This window comes from Streptomyces sp. NPDC059224, assembly GCF_042754285.1.
In the GTDB taxonomy this organism is placed as follows: Bacteria; Actinomycetota; Actinomycetes; order Streptomycetales; family Streptomycetaceae; genus Streptomyces.
In genome coordinates this window covers 1-17,801 of the sequence record NZ_JBHZAN010000059.1, presented here as the reverse complement: position 1 = coordinate 17,801, position 17,801 = coordinate 1, and the positions used below count along the sequence as shown (strand labels likewise).

Genomic DNA, 17,801 nt, shown 5'->3' with positions numbered 1-17,801 from the left:
TACCGGGCCCGGGCTGCGCCGGGCCGTCGGAGGCATTTGTCCATGCCCTCACACATAGGTCAACGCCTTCGCCGTAGACCCGGCCACGCCGGTCCGATCGCGCTGCTCGCTGCGACGGTCCTGCTGTCCCTCGGCGTGACTTCGCCCGCGCATGCGGACCAGCCGCCGATCGCGGCTGGGGATGCCGCGGGACCGACGACGGACACTCCCGTGCTGGTGGACGGATTGGCCGACGCGGTCGATGCGTCCGTGCCTGCTGCGACTGCCGCCCGTACACACTTGGCAGGTCACAAGGATCGCTATCACATTCCCTCACCCGACCGGGACCTGGCCTCCGACACCGTGACCGCGGACGCCGACGGCGTCGAAACGGTGCGTCTGGACCAGAAGTACCACGGTGTGCCGGTCCTGGGTGCCCAGTACGTGGTGCGCATGACCCACAAGAGCGGGAAGCGGACGGTCACCGGCACGTCCGGCTCCTACTTCACCAGCCTCGATGTCGACACCGACCAGGAGACCCTCCCCACGAAGACCGCCGTGGACGACGCGGTACGGCACGTGCGGAGCGAGCTGGACCGGGGCGGCTACCGTCCCGCCCACGCCAAGAGCGGCACGGCCGCCCTGTCGGGCGACGACCGGGGACTGACGATCCTGCCCACGGGCAAGGGCGTCCTGGCCCGCCATGTCACCGTGCGCGGCTTCGACCCCGCCATCGGTACACCGCTGGTGCAGGAGGTGTATGTAGACGCGACCACGGGAACGGCGCTGTTCGAGTCCGGCGGGTTGCCCACCTTCACCGCGCCAGGACAGGTCGCGGGCGTCCGTACGAGCGGCACGCCGGTGAAGCAGAGCAGGCCCGACCGATCCGCGGCCGGCTCCGGGTCGGCGAGCGTCACGGGTAGCGGCACCCTGCTCAACGGCTCCACTGTGCCGCTGTACCTGACGAAGGACGCAGCCACCGGTGCCTACCTGCTGCGCGACACCGCGCACATGGCGGACTCCAAGGAGCACAACGTCATCCAGACGTGGGACGCCTCCAGCCTCTGGTATCAGGATGTCTCCGGGGTATGGCCGGACGGCGTCGTGCCGTTCGCGTCGCCGACCCCCGAGGCCGGACCGGAGCTGACCTCCGTCGGGGCGGTCGACGCACACTGGGCGGCCGGGAAGGTGTACGAGTTCTACCGTGACACCTTTCATCGCGACAGCCTCGACGGCCAGGGCATGGCGATCAACTCACTGGTCGGCGTGACCGACTTCGGCAGCCCGTTCGTCAACGCCTTCTGGGACCACACCAAGATGGTCTACGGAACCGGCGACGACGAGTACCGCTCGCTGGCCTCCGATCTCGATGTAGTGGGCCACGAGATGACCCACGGGGTGGTCGAGCACACCGCGAACCTCGTCTACTCGGGACAGTCGGGCGCCATGAACGAGGCGCTGGCCGACTACTTCGGCAACGTCATCGACATCACCGTCAACCACACCGCCATGAGCGATCCGGACGCCGGGCTGATCGGCGGCGATCTGTGCCGCACCCGGACGCCCGAGGAGTGCGCCTTCCGCAACCTCAACGACGGTGCCACGACGGCCCACTTCCTCGGCCTGCCCCTCGGCGCAGCCGGGGACAACGGCGGCGTGCACCTCAACTCCACCATCTTCAGCGGCGCGTTGTGGGACATCCGCGAGAGCCTCGGCGGCGCACTGGCCGACAAGATCGTCTACCGGGCGCTGACCTCCTACATCACCCCGCTCGACGGCTTCGACGAAGGCCGGGACGCGGTCGTCGCTGCGGCCAGGTCGCTCGGTGTGAAGGGCGCCAGGCTGACCGCCGTGAAGGGCGCCTTCGACGCCCACGGCATCGTCCCGGGCTGGGAGAAGAATCTCGGCCTGGACAGCAATGTGCTGCTCGGCAGGCTCGGCACGCTGCCACAGTACGTGGGCACCGGCAACGCGCCTGGCGCCGGCGGCGGTTGGTGGGCCGTGCCGAAGTCAAGCCCTGACGGAGTCGACCCCTACTCGGTGTGGGTGGGCCGCATCGACGGCAAGGGCCGGCCGCACCAGGTCTCCCCGGACGACGGCCGCAGCCACATGAGCGCGGTCACCGACGGCAAGCACGTCGTATGGGTGGCGGTCGGCGACGTCCCCGACGACCCGTGGTCCCACACGTACGACATCATGTCGGCGCCGGTACAGGGCGGTAAGCCGAAGACACTGTTTCGAGCCCCCTCCGAGGTCACGGGGGTGAGCGTCGACGCCGGAACCGTGACGTGGTCCTTCCGGGACCCGGCCAGCGGGCTGCTGCGGGTCTACTACCTCAAGAGCGGAGCCACCGTCCCGCAGCAGGTGCCGATGGCCCGTGACTACAACCAGGCTTCCCGACCGGCGCTGAAGAACGGACGGGTCGCCTACATCGAGGACGGCCTGTTCGACGGGACGTACGGGGTCCGGATCGAGATGTACGACATCGCGACGGGCACGACCACGGCCCTGGGCACGCCTTCGCAGCCGGAGTGGATCAGTAACCCGGTCATGACCTCGTCGGATGTGTACTGGCTCATCGACACCGACTACACCGACCAGGACCAGACCACATTGCGTCGGGCCCACCTCGGCGGCCCCGACGGTGCGGTGATCACCGATGTCATCCCGGAGAAGAGCGACCGCGCCACACCGGCCTACGGCCTCGCCGCCACGGACTCCGCGGTCACTCTGACCGTCTACCCCTCATGGGGCCAAGTCTTCGACGACCCCAACGACTCCCTCGCCAAGCTCTACCGGTTCACCCCGGACGGTGCCCCGCTCGGTCGTGTCTCCTGCAGCGTCGGCCAGCAGTCCAACGCGGTGGCCGGCACCGGCAATGATGTGCTGTGGATGGACACCACGACGACCGACACCGACCTGGTGACCAGGAACCGCCCGGCGGGCACCTGCGCCTGAGCACTCCGTGCGACCACCGGTCCCGCCTTGCGTGCGTACTGCCCACCAGCACACAAGGCGGGACCGCCGCCCTTCCAGAAGGTATGGACACCCGCTCCAGCAGTATCGGAATGTCGAGTCCTGCTGGACGACGGTCACCGGCCGGGCCGTCCGCGGTCGGTGTGGCCATCCTCTCGTGCGTCATCGAGAAGCGCGACGGCCGCATCTCCCAGCAGGACGTCGCGCCATGCCGGACGGGAAACAAGCCGGTCCATCCCGCCCGCGTGCTGGTCATCGCAACGGACTGAGGCCGGACCGCCCCGCCCTCGCCCACCCGATACATCCGTGAGTCGTCCGTCGCGCTCAACTCGAGCGCCCTCACACCGGGCTCCGATGCCTTCGGGAATGCCATCCGGGAGGTCGCCGGTCGTCTCCGCGCCGATACCGAGGGCGTGTTCGCAGCTTCCAAGACGGCCGAGGGCCCGCCATCGTGGCGAACGCCTCTTGCTCTCATGGCACGCGTCGGTTGTTCAGCCGAGCGGGCGCAGGCCTTCACCGCCGATCCGGTATTCCGGGACGCTGCCGGGGTCGGCGGAACCCGCCCGAGCCGCTGTGCAGCCCGTCCCACCACTGCACGGGAGCATGTGCGCGAAAGCCCTGAACCGGACGCGTTCCGAGGCCTCCACTGGATGCCTTGAACGGGAGGCAGCCATGGAGGAGACGCCGCAGTCCGGGCCTGGCGAAGTCAAGCCACGGCCCGACTACCCGCCGAAGACGCCGCCTCCTTCGAAGAAGCCGCCGAGCCCGCCGACACCCGACCCATCCCGCGAGGATCTCCTGGCGGGCCTCCCCGTTCCGCAGAACGTCTCACGGACCGAGTTCCCGGTCATGAAGAGCCGGCGCGGTGCGTCGTGGACCTTGGAAGCGGCCCCGTGGGCGCCGGGCAAGGCCTCCAGGCTCGTGAGCGCCCAGCTGTCCCGCTGGCATCTCACCCCTCCCGCTGCGGTGGATGAGGCGGTGCGGTTCCTGGCCGCCACCGTCGTCGAGGACGGCGGCCGCCGAATCAGCGTCCACCTGTCCGAGCAGGACCACACTGCGCTCGTGCTCTGCCTGGGACACCAGCAGACCCAGGCAGGCGAGGCAACGGAACTGCTGACCGAACTCCGCGCCCTGGCCGTCGACAGCTGCGGCACCGAGATGACCGCCGACGGCCGACAGGTATGGGCCCTGTTCCCGGTCCACCCCGCCGCGACGGCGGCCAGGAGCACGGCCTCGGCCTGAAGGTCCTCCCACCGCGAACGGGGTCACGCTGACGTACCGAACATGCCAGCCGCAGCACACCGCAGGTTGTCCGTGCCAGCTTACTGATCTTTTCGTAAGTTCGGTGGGGTTGGTGGGTGGATGGTCAGGCCGGTATGGGCGAGGAATGACCATGGCAGTCGGGGGTTGGCATTGATGCGGCGGATGCCTTGCTCGGTGGCGTCGGCGACATCGCCGAGGTGGTCGCCGGCGAGGTTGGCGAGTTCGCGTTTCTTGAGTGAGGACCACAGCAGTTCCACCGGGTTCAGCTCGGGAGCGTAGGCGGGTGATCGCTCCAGGGTGAGCCAGTCCTGTTCGGTGACCCAGGCCCGCATCGCTCGGCTCCAGTGGGCGGACAGGCCGTCCCAGGCCAGGATCACTCGCTCACCGCGGTAGAACACCTTCATCTGCTCCAGGACCTGGGTCTGATGCAGGTTCGGGTGACAGGTTGAGTTGGAGTGACCCTCGAGATTCCGACACCTGGACGCTGGATGTTTCGTCATCCAGGGGAAGTGATCCATGGTGGCAAAACGGAGGAATTTCCCGGACGAGTTCAAACGGGACGCAGTGGACCTTGTGCGGTCCTCGAAGGACCGGCCCCTTACCGACATCGCCCGGGGTCTTGGCGTCCATCTGGAAACGTTGCGGAAGTGGGTCCGAGAGGACGCCGCCCGCCGCGCCCACGCGAGTGGCGACGAGGCTGATGCCGACATGACCTTGAGCGAGCAGAGGAACTCAGGCGCCTGCGGCGGGAGAACGCCCGGCTGAAGGAGGACAACGAGATCCTCCGGAAGGCCGCCGCCTATTTCGCACGGGAGACGACACGGTGATCCGCTTCCGTTTCGTCGACGAGCACCGGAACGCCCATGGCGTGAAGCGGATGTGCGACGTCCTTGGCTGGGACCGCTCCGGCTACTACACCTGGTACAAGAACAAGGAGGCACGGCAGCAAAGGGCGGATGCGGAAGAGGAACTTGTCCGCCGGATCCGGTGCATCCACACCGAGTCCGGGGGCGCCTACGGCGCTCTGCGGATCACTCGTACCCTGCGCTAGCAGGGGAGGGTCGTGAATCGCAAACGCGTCGCCCGGGTCATGCGGGAACGTCAGATCGCCGGAATAACCCGCCGGAAATCACGGTCCCTGACAAAGGCCGACCGTACGGCACCGCCCGCACCCGACCTCGTCCAGCGGGACTTCACCGCGCCGATGCCGGGCCTGAAACTCGTCGGTGACATCACCTGCCTGCCCACCGCCGAGGGATGGCTTCACCTGGCCACGGTGATCGACCTGTGCACGCGCGAGGTCGTCGGCTGGTCCATGGCCGACCATATGCGCACCCAGCTGGTCGATGACGCCATCCGAATGGCCCATGCCGGCGGACACACGGCTGGCAACGCGATCTTCCACACCGACCGCGGATCGCAATACACGTCTCGCCAATTCCGGGAAAAATTGGCCGAGTTGGACATCCGGCAGAGCACCGGCCGAACCGGCTCATGCTTCGACAATGCGGCTGCAGAGAGCTTCTTCGCCGTACTCAAATCCGAGATCGGCACCACGGCCTGGCCGACCCGGTCGCAGGCCCGGCAAGACGTATTCGGATGGATCGCGCAGTATTACAACCGGGAGCGGATCCACTCGACCATCGGCTACCTCACCCCACACCAGGCCAGGACCCGCTACAGACAACGGCTCCACCTCGCCGCATAAAACGAAAGTGTCGGACCTCAAGGGGTCACTCCACATCCCTTCCGACACCGATCTGTCCGACGCCGATGTCTCGATCGTCGCGGACGGCTCGCCAGCGTACCGGGCCTGGTGCTTGTTGGAGGACCAGTACAAGATTGGGTGGGTGATCGCCGGGAAGCTCTTGGCCCGTAAGCGGCCGCGGCTGCTGCCGGTCTACGACCGGGTCGTGCGCTGTGCGCTCGGCCACCCGCCGTCGTTCTGGACCGATCTGCGCACCGCCCTGCGCGAGGACGATGCGGCCCTGCACCACAGGCTCCTTGGCCTGCGACAGAGTGCGGGCCTGCCCGAGACAGTCAGCGCGCTACGGGTCGCCGATGTCGCCGTTTGGATGGCCCACCCCGCCCCCGGCCACCGCTGCCCCTGAGGATCCACCGCAGGGACGGTCAAATGCTGACGCTCGGAGGGGCTTGCTGGTGCGTGGAGTGCCGGCTGACCTGGTGTGTTGTGAGTTTCGGCTCCCAGTCCTACGCCGACGTCGTCCGCGACCGCGTCGCCCATGAGCAACACGAAGCTCACCTTGCAGTGGTCGGCGACTTCGACTGCTCTGGCGAGGACATCGAGCGGGACTGGGTAGAGCGGCCGGGCTGCTGGAGCTCGGTGACCCGGGTCCTGCTCACCTACTGTTGAGCGACGTTCGTTTTGTGGGGTCTGTCCAGCCATCTGGACAGACCCTTATCGATAGAGAATTTTACTCATATGGTCTGGGCGGCAGTCAGTAGTGCTGGCTTTGTTCATGAGAACGGGCGGCAGATGTTCGCCACTTCGGGAGGCGTCAGGGCCTGCCTGAGATTCAAACTGTGATGCTCGACGCCGCGGGTTGCGCTTCGGCCCCGCGGTGGATTCAAAACACGTTGGCCGGTCTGCCACGGAGCTGCGAGGATGCCTCCTGATTCTGTAGCGGAGGGCATTTGTTCGTTTTCGTGTGTGGGGGATGCGGCAGGGAGCTGACCGCCCCGCTGTCCCGGGTCGCCCTGCCGGCACACGCTCATCAGAAGTACGGGAACGGGCTCCAGCTCCCGGTGCTCATGGAGTCGGGCACGTTCGCCGAGGACCCAGAGCCCTGGGGGCCGCCGTGGCGGAGATGGGAGGAGATCCAACCGGACGAGGCGGTAGCCCGCGGCATCTACGCGCCGGTCCACGCCCTCTCCGACGGCGCCCCCGGCTCGATCGTCATCACACCCGGCGACGCCCGCGGCACCGTGCTGATCCCGGAGCGGGCCAGCGGGTACTGTTGCGGCCTCGATGGCGCAGACGGCCCCAACATGGCCTGCGAGCGATGCGACCTGCCCGTGGCGAGCCGAATCGACGACTGCTCACTCTGGCAGGCGGTGTGGCTCGCGCCCGACGCTGTACGCCGCCTGACCGTCGGCGACGCCGACTCCGTACCACTGACCTGGACAGAGTTGCTGGAGGAGGGGAAGTCCACGCCTCCGTTCGAGCCGATCGCCACATGGGGCTCGCGGCTCGGGCCGAACCACTTCTGGTCGTGGAGCCCGCAGTGGGAGGCCGCGGTCGGCCGGGCACTTGCCCACCTGCTGGCAGCCTCGCGAGGCCAGCCGGTGACCGTCCCGGACGGTCTGAGCATGGAAGTGTTCCAACGCGCTCTCGACGCCCTGCTGCCTGCCGGGCCGCCGGCACGGCGCGCCGTTCTGGCCGGACCGGGACAGCCGACCGTCGACGGGGACGCAGACATCCTCCTGGTGCCGACCCATCCGCAGACCGGACAGATATGGACCCCGGCTGGGCCGGGCACTTCGGCCTACCGGGTGCCTCTGCCGTTCGGGGTGTGGCTGTGGCTGGCCTTCCCCAAGCCGCACCTGCCGTTTCCCGCGTCGGGCGGCATGCCCGACGGCGTCCTCCGCGACGACCCTCCCGCACCGCGCCCCCGGTACTTGTTCCGGGCCGATCCGGACGCCTTTCAGCACACCCTGGTTCGGTTGCCGGCCGTCCGTAGTCCATGGTTGCGCTGGATTCCCGGAAACCTCACCCAGCACATGCGCGCCGGGCTCTTCTAGCGGACTGGCCCGGAGGCGCCGGAATTGAACGGCGCCGGACAGTGGTGCCTCCCGAAGTGGTGAACATCTGCTGTTCGTTCTCATTAACAAAGCCAGTAGTGCCTTCTACCAGAGAGTCACGTGCATCGTGAAGTCGCAGGTCACCGGTCTGGTGTGAGGAGCGACTCGGGTACTCGCGCCGGTCGGCGGCCGATGACCACGGCGTAGATCATCGGGCAGGTCCCGTTCCGGCGGACTGCCGGGTTCGGCTGCGCCCGCGGCCGACCCCCGCCTACGATCCGTCGGCAGGTCGGCACGCCACGAGATCGAGGGGGCTGCGGAGATGCAGGAGCGGCAGTGGATCACCACTCGCCGAGGCGAACTGGATGCCTTCGCCGAGCAGTTGACCAAGCAGCTGCAGGAGGTCCAGGTCGAGCGGGACGAACTGGCGATCGCGGAACGAGTGTTGAACCGTTTGGCCGAGCAGGCCCAGGCCGACGCCGAAGCTGTCGCTCCGGTGTCCGCGAAGGTGGCCGGGCGGGCGGTACTGCTGATCCCGCACCGCAGTGACGCGGCCGACGAGGACGCGTTGCCCGGCGACTACCGCAAGATCCTGGCGATCGTGCGGGAAGCTGACGGCCCGGTGCAGGTCAGGGCGGTCGGTGAGCGGCTGGGCCTGGACGCTGCGGTGCGTGGCAAGCTGGAGCCGCTGCGCGCAAAGCTGACCAAGCTCGCCGATCGTGGTTGGCTGCACAAGCGGCCCGACGGGCGGTTCACCGCGCGTCCGTGATCGTGCAGGACGGGCCGTAACTGGCGGGCCCCCGGCGGCAGTTGAGTTTGGTGTGAAGAAAGCCAACCACATCGTCGAGGGCCCTGACGGCCTTGTCTACACCGCCCGCCTGCCCCTGTCGAGCACCGCCTTGAACTACCTCGCCACCGTGATACGCGGCCACTTGAAGAAGATCGGTTCGCGGTGGCGGGCTCTGCCCGCGGGGAAGATTGCCGGGATCGTGCTGGCGGTGCTGCGCTGTGACCAGCGGCCCGGCGACCTGGCCGGCGGGAACGGAGTGCACCGCACCACCGTCACCCGGTGGGTGCGGGAGGCCGTCGGCCTGCTCGCCGCCCGTGCCCCGCGCCTGGACCGCGCGCTCAAGAAGATCGCCCGAACAGGTGGCGGGGTGGTGCTGCTGGACGGCACCCTGATACGGACCCGGCGGCGGACCGGCACGGCGAACCGGAAGAACTACTCCGGCAAGAGTAAATGCCATGGTCTGCTGGTGATGCGCTCACGGACGACCGGGGCCGGCTGCTCTGGGTCTCGGCGACCCGGCCCGGACGGACCTCGGAGATCACTGCCTGCCGTCACGATCAGCTCACCGCCAAGCTGCGGGCGGCCGGGCTCGGCGCCATCGCCGACCTGGGATTCGTCGGGCTCGACGACAGCGGACCGGACGCCGACCCGGCGGTGATCACCGGCTACAAGGCCGCGCGGAACCGGCCCCTGACACGGGGACAGAAGCTGTCCAACAAGGCACTGGCAGCCGTCCGCGCCCCGGTCGAGCACGGATTCGCCCACCTCAAGAACTGGCGCGTCCTCGGCAGGCTCCGCACCGACCCCAAATGGTCGACCGCACTGGTCAGGGCCCTGCTGGTCCTCACGAACCGCGAAGTCTCCCGCTGACCGACGATCTTCACCGAAGCGGGACCGGCACCGACAGTGCCGGGCCGCCGCCCGCCACCGCAGGGACGTTTCCCTGACGCCATCCTGTACGGGAACCGGACCGGGATCCCCTGGCGCTACCTCTGCTCGCCTACCCGGAGCGGCTGCCGACCTGGTAGGTTATAGGTCGACCACTAACGTAGGAGTGAAGATGACAGTCAAGGAAGACGACGCCGCCCGCCGGGCCGCTGCCCAGCACGCTCTGGCCGAGCACCTGCGCCTTACCGCCGCGGGACGCGTCGATGAATGGGTGGAGCTGTTCGCCCCGGACGCGGTGCTCGAGTTCCCGTACGCGCCGGCCGGCGTGCCCCAGCGGGTGAGGGGGCGAGAGGCACTGGTCGCCCACATGAGTAACTTTCCCGAGACCTTCGACGTGGAGTTCGTCGACCTGGTCTTCCACGACACGGTCGATCCGGGTCTGGTGATCGCCGAGTTCCGCTCGAAGGGCACGGCGCTGCCGACTGGCAAGCCGTACGAGCAGCCGTGCATCTCCGTCGTCCGCACCGATGACGACGGGCGCATCACCCACTACCTGGACTACTGGAACCCGCTGGTGGCGATCGAGGCGCTCACGCCCGACGACGTGCCGTCCGACTCCGACCTCAGCGTGACTTTTGGAAGCTGAAAGGAGAGATGTTTAACTGACGCCCATGCCCGCCCCCGGCACCAGCACGAAGAGCGACGAACGACGCCGGGCCATCATGGCCGCCGCGGTCGACTGCTTCGCGCAAAAAGGTTTCTACGGTACGACGACGCACGAGATCGCAGCGTGGGTCGGCGTCTCTCAGCCGTACCTCTACCGCCTGTACCCGAACAAGGAAGCCCTGTTCGCGGCGGCGGTCGACCACGTGTCCGTCGTCATGACCGACACACTGGTCGCCCACTCACCGGCGTCGGGCGGGGCCGGGCTGGCGCCCGAGGCGGCGTTGGATGCCGCACGCGGCGCCTACGCCGCGCTCGTCGCGGACCGGAACATCCTGCGTTTCCTCATGCACGCGAACTGTGCCGTCGGCGAGCCGCTGGTGGCACAGGCCGTGCGCCGGTGCTACGCCAAGCAGGTCGACACCGTTCGGCAGCTGCTGGGCGACGACGACGCCGTGCGGCGCTGGTTCGGCGCCGGAATGCTCGACAACGTGGTCGCCGTGCTGGGTCTGGCCGACATCGATGAGCCGTGGGCACACGTCCTCACCGCTCGATGACCCGACACCGGCAGTTCGGCGACGACGGCCCCGAGCCTTCCTCGTAGGCCGGCTCGGCCAGCCGGTTCAGGACCCGCTCGGCGATCACGAGCTCCACCCGCTCGGCCTGGACCTCCTGCAGCTGCTTGGCTAACTCCGCAACGAGCCTGTCCAGTTCACATCCGGCGAGCCGTGATCCGCTCCAGCTCGCGCATCCCCACGTCCTCCCCGCTCTCCCGGCGGTACCTGCCCGGTGACGGATCGCAGAAGCGGTACCGCGGCAAGCGCAGCAGAACTTGCCGACACCCCCGAACGACATGTCAGACGATCTTCGCCGTGGACACTGGCCGACGACCAGCGCGAGTAGCTCTCCCGGCCCTCACACCAGACCCGTGACCAGCAACTTCACTATGCACACCACTCACTCGGGGACGGCACAGAGGTAGCCGACGCAGGTGGGTGCCCGCGCACGGGCCTTCGCAGGCGAGCAGGGATGTTCTGAGCCGTTCTCGACGAGCCGAGTGGCAGAGAGCCTTGAGAAGTGTGCGTCACGCTGGACGGCCTGGCATGGCTTCAGCTGTCGGTGCCTTCGGGCTTCTCCTCGGCCTGGGGCACAACTGCCGGCTCCGGCGCGTCGGGCGCGGTGTAGAAGACGGAGGAGCCCTGCTTGGTGCGCTGAGCCTGGCTCTTGGCCACGAGTCCTTCGAGGGTGACGCGTACGACCTTGGTCTTGATGCCGCGTTCGGGATAGGCCTGGTCGAGCGTGGCGGAGATTTCCGCGGCGGAGCGCGGTTCGCTCTGCTCGGTGAGGTGGCGGCGGATGAGTTCTACCAGGGTGGGCTGGGTTGTCTTGGCAGCAGGTACGGTCTTGGCCGCGGGCTTCTTGGCGGCTGGCTTCCTGGCCGCCGGGCTTGCCTGCGAGGCGGTGGCCTTCCTCGCCCTCCGCCTGCCGCTCGGTTCGGCGCTGGGGTTCTGCCGGGGGGAGGGCACTGCGGTGCTCTCGGGCGTGACCGCCGACTCGGCTGGTGCTTTGGTGATGCCGAGCGCCTGCTGCATGTTCACCAGCACGGTGTGGTCCTGCTGGAGGGCGGTCAACTGCTCTTGCAGGGCGGCGATTTCCGCAGCGACGCGTTCCTGTTCCTTGAGATTGTGTTCGAGGTCGTCGGTCACCCGGGCGATGTACTGCGATGTCAGTTCGGTGGTGCTGGTCGTGCTCTCGGACATGGTGCTTGACCTTTCCTCGTGTGCGGCCGTGAGGGTGGCGTCTGTGGGCCGTTCCTGACCGGGCAGCGTTCCTGGCGGCCAGTGCCGACGGTGCCGCAGAACGGATGCCACCGCTGCAACAACGTGCCTTGGCGTAGTGATGGTACGGACCGGTGGAGCCGGTTGTTCCCTCTCAGGCGGCCTTTCTCGGCCCGAGGCCGGCCTCAAGGCAGTGGCGCCTGGCACCTGCGGGAGGGTACTGCTGGGCGGGCTCGTGCACGGGGCTGGGGTAGTTGCCAGGACACCTCGTCGGTCTCCCGGTTGTGCTGCCAGGCTCCCAGTGTGCAGGTGGTCACCAGCCGGTCGAGAAGCTCTCCGGTCTGCTGCGGTGAGTGCCCGCACAGGCGAGCGAGAACGTCCATGTCGGCGCTGTGATCGGCATCGGCGCACATGTGTGCGGCCAGTACCAGGGCGGTCAACCGCAGGGCAGGCGGCGCGGCCGGCAGGGCCAACGGGGCGGCGTGCAGCGCCCAGTGGGCGGCACGACGGCGGGCGCAGCGACCAGGTGCCTGGTCCAGGACCGCAGCATCGAGCAGCCGCACCTGCATGGGCGGCGACCTCACATCCGGCGACTCCAGCCAGCCGGCGTGGGCCAGTTCCTGCCACAACTCCCAGTGCCCGCGCAGGCGCATGCCGCGCAGCAGGCCCGCCGGCAGCCGCACGTGCCCGCGGGTGTCGGCGCGCAGGGCGCACTGCAGACCCAGCAGCCGGGCGGTGGGGGAGGTGAACCGGGGCAGCGCGGCGCCGAGGTAGGTGAGCATCTCCCGTACGCGCACCCGCTCGTCGAACTCCGTCCCCGGTCCTGTGCGCGCAGCAGACCGTGGAGGAGCCGCGGGCTGCGGCCGGGGGGAGCCGAGCAGGGTGTCCGGCACCACGGAGGTATGGCTGGTCGCCGCCGCACAGGCCGCGCAGGTGTCGGCCAGCCGCCAGGCGCGGCCGCCGCGGTCGCCGGTGAGGGCGAGCAGCACCGGCCCGGCGCACCCGCGGCGGCGCGGATGCCACGCGCAGCCCTGCGCCCGGCACTGGCAGCTGCGCAGATATGCCGGCAACACGTCGGCACGGGCGTGGCAGGCCAGATGCGCCAGGGCGACGGATCGTGCGGAGGACGCCTGAAGGGGAGAGGTGTGGGCGGTGCAGGAGGGGCAGACAAGCATGGGGCCGCCCGCTTGCGGACGCAGTTCCACTGTCCAGATGCGCCGCACTGCGGCATGCGCGCCACCGAGCCTCATGGGCTGGTCGTCCTCCCGTCTGTCCGCGTCATGGCGGGGCTCACCGTGGCAGGCCCCCGAGACGGACGCACCGTAGTGCAGATTCCCGCACCGCGGATTTCGCCCTCCCTTCGCCCTGGCGAAAGTGCAGAAACCCGCACTGACGGGGCAGGGGTCTGCACCGTCGGATGGTCGGGTGACGATCTTGCCGCCCGACCCCGACCTCACTGCACTGCGCGTCGTGCTCGCGCGCCTGAGGGCCGAACGCGGCTGGACCTTCGACGAACTCGCCGACCGCAGCGGTCTGGCCCGGCGCACCCTCATCGACCTCGAACACGGCCACACCACAGGCAGTGTCACCACGTGGCACACCCTCGCCCACACCTTCGACGTGCCTATCGAGCACTTCCTGGGCGCCCTGTGCGACGACCACACTCCGCCCGGCACGGCCGGTTCCTGAATCCTCGCTCCGTCCCGGCGTGCACCAGTCACGAATCACCCGATCGGGCAATCAGGCGTAGAACGACCGTTCGCGATACCGTTCATGCGTGCGAGCTCGTTGGGCTGGCCGGGGGACATACTTTCCAACACGTTGCTCACGCCTGCGCGTCGCCTGGCACGGTCCCTGCCATGTGCCCCACGCCCGCCCCTGCCGGCCGCCACTGGGACGGCAGTCCCCGCGTCACCCGACACCCCCGCCCCCTACTGGTGACCGCCACCAGCCCCAGCGGCCTGCTGCGCGCCGGCCAGCACAGCCGCTGCCGCCGCTGCGGAAACCGCACCGACCGGCGGCCCATCGCCCTGCACCCCGCCGAACTGACCGCTGCCCAGGTCCCCGAATCGTGCCGCTGGCACCTGAGCGGCGGCATCGCCCCGCCCGCACGGCGACGGCAGCGCCTGGTGCCGCATCCCGCACGCCGTGCTCTGCCCGCGCCGCACGCCCACCTGCCGGCCCCACCCCTGCCTCGAGACGGTCCGCCGCCAACTCGCCGTCCGCACCCGCCGTCTGATCGACACCGGCGCCTTCACCCCCGCCCTGCCCACCAGCGGCAGCGCACCCGGTGCCGACACCGACGCACCTGACCACCCCGTCGTGCAGATGCTGCTGTGCCGTTACCTTGCCGAGCGCCCTGTCCAGCGCCTGCGCTGCGTGGCTCAGACCCACCACCGCCACCGCTGCGCGAATTCGGTCCTTGCCCCCACCGGCCCTGCCGGGACCTGGAGACTGCTGCCCACCGACCCCCAGCGAGGCCAACTCGCCCTGCCCAACACCCTGATGGCCGTCTACGACCTAGGCCACCTCCCCTACGGCGAGCAACTGCGCTGGCGCACCCAACACTGCCCCGCACGTGCCGCCACCCCCGGCGTCGCCGACCTCGCCCTGACCGGATGGCAGCCCTTCGACCCCCTCCTGCACGCGGCGCACATCCACACCTGCCTGCCCCACCCCCCGGCCCGCCGACACGGCAGGAGGTGACGATGCCGCATCACGCCCTGGAAATCGTGCTCACCCGGCCCCTGTCCCCGGCGGCCCTGCTCCGCGCCGCCCGCGTGCTGCCGCTCGCCGCCAACCACGACGCCACCCGTCTGATGGCCCTCGTACCTGCCAAGACCCCCCACCGGGCGGCCCGCCGACTGTGCCACCGGCTCGGCGCACGCCTGCCGATCGACGTGATCACCACGCATTACCCGGACGCAGACCACAAGGTGCTGCTCAATGTCGCCTTCCCGCCCGCCACGCACGCTGCCCTCAGGGCCGCTGCCCGCCGCGCGCAGCAGACCCCGGAGCGCTTCGTGGAACTGGCCCTGCACCGGGCCCTGGCCGAGCACGCCGACCAGGAGACCGACCGCCTCGACCGGGCGGTACGCGAGCTACTGGCCCACACCACCCCCGGCTACCTGCTCTCCGCCGTGGGGCACGCACTTGCCCGGCTCTCCGAAAGGCCCACGTCATGAACCCGACCGGCGAACAGACGGCGGCCGCCGATGCCTTCCGCGCCGGCGACCACCTCGCCCTGCAGGCCGGCGCGGGCACCGGGAAGACCACCACCCTCACCTTCCTGGCCCGCACAACCGACCGCCGCGGCTGCTACATCGCCTACAACCGGGCCATCGCCCAAGACGCCCGCGCCCGCTTCCCCAGCACCGTCCGGTGCAAGACCGCCCACGCGCTCGCCTACGCCGCCGTCGGCCACCGCTACACACGCCGCCTGAACGCTCCCCGCCGCCCGGCCTGGCAGACCGGACAGGCCCTCGGCATCACCAAAGCCCTCCGCATCGGCGACCGCGAGGTCACCCAGCGCACCCTGTCCAACGCCGCGCTGCGCACCGTCGCCCGCTTCTGCCACACCGCCGACGAAGCCGTCACCCGCCACCACGTGCCCCACCTGCGCGGCCTGGAAGACACCGACCTCCACGTCCAACTCGCCGCCCACATCGTGCCGTTCGCCCGCAAAGCCTGGGCCGACCTGCAACACCCCGGCGACGGCGCCGTCCGCTTCGACCACGACCACTACCTCAAGATCTGGGCCCTCACCCAGCCCCGCATCCGGGCCGACTTCCTGCTGCTGGACGAGGCCCAGGACACCAACCCCGTCGTCGAACAGATCTTTCTCGCCCAGCGCGACCACGCCCAGCTGGTCCTGGTCGGCGACTCCGCACAAGCCATCTACCAGTGGCGCGGCGCCAAAGACATCATGACCGGCTTCGACGGCACTCAGCTGGCCCTGTCCCAGTCCTTCCGCTTCGGTCCCGACCTCGCAGCGGAAGCCAACCGATGGCTGCGCCTGGCCGACGCGCCGATCCGCCTCACCGGAACCCCCGCCGTGCCCACCGAACTCGGCCCCGTCATCCAGCCGGATGCCGTGCTGTGCCGCACCAACGTCGGCGCCATGGCTCAGGTCATGACCCTCATGGCCGCCGGATACCGGGTCGCCCTGGCTGGGGGAGGGGACAGCCTGCAGGCCTTGGCTCTCGCCGCTCGCGACCTCAAAGAAGGCCGCCGCACCCACCGCCCCGAACTCATCCTCTTCCCCAACTGGAGCGATCTGCGGGACTACGCCGCCCACGACCCGGCCGGCCGAGACCTGCAGCCCCTGGTCCACCTCGTCGACACCCACGGAACCGACGCCATCCTCAGGGCCGTCGCCCACCTCGCCCCCGAGCCCCACGGTCGGGTCACCGTCTCCACCGCCCACAAGGCGAAAGGACGCGAATGGCCTCGGGTGCTCATCGCCGAAGACTTCGCTCGCTCCGACGGCGACGCTGCCGACGACGAACAGGACATCCCGAGACCGCCCGACCCCGTCGACGACGCCGAAGCCCGTCTGGCCTACGTCGCCGTCACCCGTACCCGCAGGCGTCTCGACCTGGGCGGACTGTCCTGGATCCACGACCACCCCGACGGCACCCCGACCGGCCACAACCGACCCCATCCACCGGCGCTGCCGCTGCCTCCCGCTGCTGCCGGGGCCTGAAACCCGGGGGCACCGGATCGGCTCAGAAGGGAGTCGATGTCGCGCGCGCTCGGTAAGCGGCAGCGCACAGGAGAGCCCCGGCTGGACGGGGGAGGCCAGCCGGGGCCGTGTGCGGTGGCGTGCGGAGGGCGGTCGCTTCTCGGTGAAAGGCTCCATGGAGCTTCAGATCATCCCCATGGGCTGTAGGTGGGACACTGCCCCCTCCGTAGCCACGTACGGAAGAACGGTGAACTGCCTTTGTCTGTTCCCCTGTTGGCGCCTGCGGATGTGTGAACTGCGGCACGCTGACCCGGCCCTGGCACGGGGACGCGGGGGCGTCTCTACTCGGTCGGGTGATGCTGATGATTGCCGTCAGCTGCGCCGCGGGCCGACGGCGGGAATTTTCAGACATCCCTAGGCAGGGCGGGGCTTCTTTCGCCTGCCTGAGGGTTGCGCGGGGTGGCTGAGGCCTGGCGGGCACGCCGACCTGATCTCAGCTCCGAAGGTCATGCCTGAGTGGACGTTCCTGGCCAGTGGGCCTCCTGCCCCGGAACCGGCAGCACGAAGCCGCCCTCCATAGCAGAACGGGCGTCGACCTCGTTGATGCTCACCATCAGGTCGTGCTCGGCCTGACCCGTGATGTCTGACCACGCGCGAGAGATGTCGGAGAGGATCTTCTGGCGAGTCTCCAGTGTGCGTCCTGCCCGGTGGGTGGCTTCGATGACGCTCGCACGTGACGGTTCCCCTCCGGTGAAGCCGCTGCCGGTGGGGACATCGAGAAAGAACACGTGGACGAAGCCGGCCGGTGCCCCGGTCGCTGCAACATGGGTCTCGGTGATCGCCCGGGCGAGTTCGGCGCGCAGAGCCACCGGTACGCCATCTTCCTGGACGTAGCACTTGTAGATAGGCATAGGAATATCTCCGTCAACTCAGCGGGATCGGGCAGCGGGGGGGGGCCGGCGTCGGGCGCCGCCGCCACAGCCCCCCCGACGCCGGCGGGCTGCGGGTGCACCCAGGG

The 17,801-nt window shown here is 69.3% G+C and carries 19 protein-coding genes and 2 pseudogenes; 17 read left to right on the top strand and 4 right to left on the bottom strand.

Annotated elements, in window-relative coordinates; translation table 11 throughout:
• Window positions 1–279: 279 nt before the first annotated feature.
• Window positions 280–2,937, top strand: coding sequence for a M4 family metallopeptidase (locus tag ACFXI4_RS40925; protein WP_385001680.1), 2,658 nt, complete (start codon window positions 280–282; stop codon window positions 2,935–2,937).
• Between the two features lie 690 nt (window positions 2,938–3,627).
• Complete coding sequence (locus tag ACFXI4_RS40920; RefSeq protein WP_385001677.1) at window positions 3,628–4,197, top strand: hypothetical protein; 570 nt, start codon at window positions 3,628–3,630, stop codon at window positions 4,195–4,197.
• A gap of 80 nt (window positions 4,198–4,277) precedes the next feature.
• Here ACFXI4_RS40920 and ACFXI4_RS40915 read toward each other — a convergent pair whose 3' ends face one another.
• Complete coding sequence (locus tag ACFXI4_RS40915) at window positions 4,278–4,622, bottom strand: transposase (protein WP_385001674.1); 345 nt, start codon at window positions 4,620–4,622, stop codon at window positions 4,278–4,280.
• Between the two features lie 112 nt (window positions 4,623–4,734).
• Between ACFXI4_RS40915 and ACFXI4_RS40910 the strand changes: the two genes are divergently transcribed.
• The 10 genes and pseudogenes from ACFXI4_RS40910 to ACFXI4_RS40865 all read left to right on the top strand — a co-directional run bounded on the left by ACFXI4_RS40910 (window position 4,735) and on the right by ACFXI4_RS40865 (window position 10,878).
• Window positions 4,735–4,983, top strand: a complete 249-nt coding sequence (locus ACFXI4_RS40910) for a transposase (RefSeq protein WP_385001671.1) — start codon at window positions 4,735–4,737, stop codon at window positions 4,981–4,983.
• A 58-nt stretch (window positions 4,984–5,041) separates the two neighbouring features.
• Window positions 5,042–5,269: a hypothetical protein gene (locus ACFXI4_RS40905; protein ID WP_385001668.1), complete on the top strand. Its 228-nt coding sequence runs from the start codon at window positions 5,042–5,044 to the stop codon at window positions 5,267–5,269.
• Window positions 5,270–5,281: 12 nt separating this feature from the next.
• Entirely contained in the window at window positions 5,282–5,926 is a 645-nt protein-coding gene (locus ACFXI4_RS40900; RefSeq protein WP_385001665.1) for an IS3 family transposase, read from the top strand.
• Window positions 5,927–5,933: 7 nt separating this feature from the next.
• Complete coding sequence (locus ACFXI4_RS40895; protein ID WP_385001662.1) at window positions 5,934–6,329, top strand: DUF6308 family protein; 396 nt, start codon at window positions 5,934–5,936, stop codon at window positions 6,327–6,329.
• Between the two features lie 80 nt (window positions 6,330–6,409).
• A complete protein-coding gene (locus ACFXI4_RS40890) occupies window positions 6,410–6,592 on the top strand; it encodes a hypothetical protein (protein WP_385001659.1) in 183 nt (60 codons plus the stop codon).
• A 281-nt stretch (window positions 6,593–6,873) separates the two neighbouring features.
• A complete protein-coding gene (locus ACFXI4_RS40885) occupies window positions 6,874–7,980 on the top strand; it encodes a hypothetical protein (protein WP_385001656.1) in 1,107 nt (368 codons plus the stop codon).
• 322 nt (window positions 7,981–8,302) lie between these two features.
• Window positions 8,303–8,749, top strand: a complete 447-nt coding sequence (locus ACFXI4_RS40880) for a hypothetical protein (RefSeq protein WP_385001653.1) — start codon at window positions 8,303–8,305, stop codon at window positions 8,747–8,749.
• A gap of 52 nt (window positions 8,750–8,801) precedes the next feature.
• A pseudogene (locus tag ACFXI4_RS40875) lies at window positions 8,802–9,640 on the top strand (transposase family protein).
• Between the two features lie 190 nt (window positions 9,641–9,830).
• Window positions 9,831–10,304, top strand: a complete 474-nt coding sequence (locus ACFXI4_RS40870) for a nuclear transport factor 2 family protein (RefSeq protein WP_385001650.1) — start codon at window positions 9,831–9,833, stop codon at window positions 10,302–10,304.
• A gap of 25 nt (window positions 10,305–10,329) precedes the next feature.
• Window positions 10,330–10,878: a TetR/AcrR family transcriptional regulator gene (locus ACFXI4_RS40865; RefSeq protein WP_385001648.1), complete on the top strand. Its 549-nt coding sequence runs from the start codon at window positions 10,330–10,332 to the stop codon at window positions 10,876–10,878.
• A gap of 552 nt (window positions 10,879–11,430) precedes the next feature.
• On the opposite strand, the gene ACFXI4_RS40860 is transcribed toward ACFXI4_RS40865, so the two are convergent.
• Both ACFXI4_RS40860 and ACFXI4_RS40855 read right to left on the bottom strand, forming a co-directional pair.
• On the bottom strand, window positions 11,431–12,081 hold the full coding sequence (locus tag ACFXI4_RS40860; protein ID WP_385001645.1) for a hypothetical protein: 651 nt from the start codon (window positions 12,079–12,081) through the stop codon (window positions 11,431–11,433).
• Between the two features lie 203 nt (window positions 12,082–12,284).
• Window positions 12,285–13,274, bottom strand: a complete 990-nt coding sequence (locus ACFXI4_RS40855; protein ID WP_385001642.1) for a hypothetical protein — start codon at window positions 13,272–13,274, stop codon at window positions 12,285–12,287.
• A gap of 250 nt (window positions 13,275–13,524) precedes the next feature.
• Between ACFXI4_RS40855 and ACFXI4_RS40850 the strand changes: the two genes are divergently transcribed.
• From ACFXI4_RS40850 to ACFXI4_RS40830, 5 genes and pseudogenes are all read left to right on the top strand, one after another.
• Window positions 13,525–13,788 carry a helix-turn-helix transcriptional regulator gene (locus tag ACFXI4_RS40850; RefSeq protein WP_385001640.1) on the top strand — a complete coding sequence of 88 codons (264 nt, stop codon included), beginning with the start codon at window positions 13,525–13,527 and terminating at the stop codon, window positions 13,786–13,788.
• A 170-nt stretch (window positions 13,789–13,958) separates the two neighbouring features.
• Window positions 13,959–14,162, top strand: a pseudogene (locus ACFXI4_RS40845) (DUF6083 domain-containing protein); the annotation flags it as partial.
• Window positions 14,163–14,247: 85 nt separating this feature from the next.
• The gene (locus ACFXI4_RS40840) at window positions 14,248–14,805 is read left to right on the top strand and encodes a hypothetical protein (RefSeq protein ID WP_385001637.1); all 558 of its coding nucleotides are present in this window, start codon (window positions 14,248–14,250) and stop codon (window positions 14,803–14,805) included.
• A 2-nt stretch (window positions 14,806–14,807) separates the two neighbouring features.
• Entirely contained in the window at window positions 14,808–15,284 is a 477-nt protein-coding gene (locus tag ACFXI4_RS40835) for a hypothetical protein (RefSeq protein WP_385001634.1), read from the top strand.
• Window positions 15,281–16,804: a UvrD-helicase domain-containing protein gene (locus ACFXI4_RS40830; RefSeq protein WP_385001631.1), complete on the top strand. Its 1,524-nt coding sequence runs from the start codon at window positions 15,281–15,283 to the stop codon at window positions 16,802–16,804. Before ACFXI4_RS40835 ends, ACFXI4_RS40830 begins: the two co-directional genes overlap by 4 nt.
• A gap of 485 nt (window positions 16,805–17,289) precedes the next feature.
• Here ACFXI4_RS40830 and ACFXI4_RS40825 read toward each other — a convergent pair whose 3' ends face one another.
• Window positions 17,290–17,694 (bottom strand): tautomerase family protein, encoded by a 405-nt coding sequence (locus ACFXI4_RS40825; RefSeq protein ID WP_385001628.1) that lies wholly within the window; start codon window positions 17,692–17,694, stop codon window positions 17,290–17,292.
• Window positions 17,695–17,801: the final 107 nt, after the last annotated feature.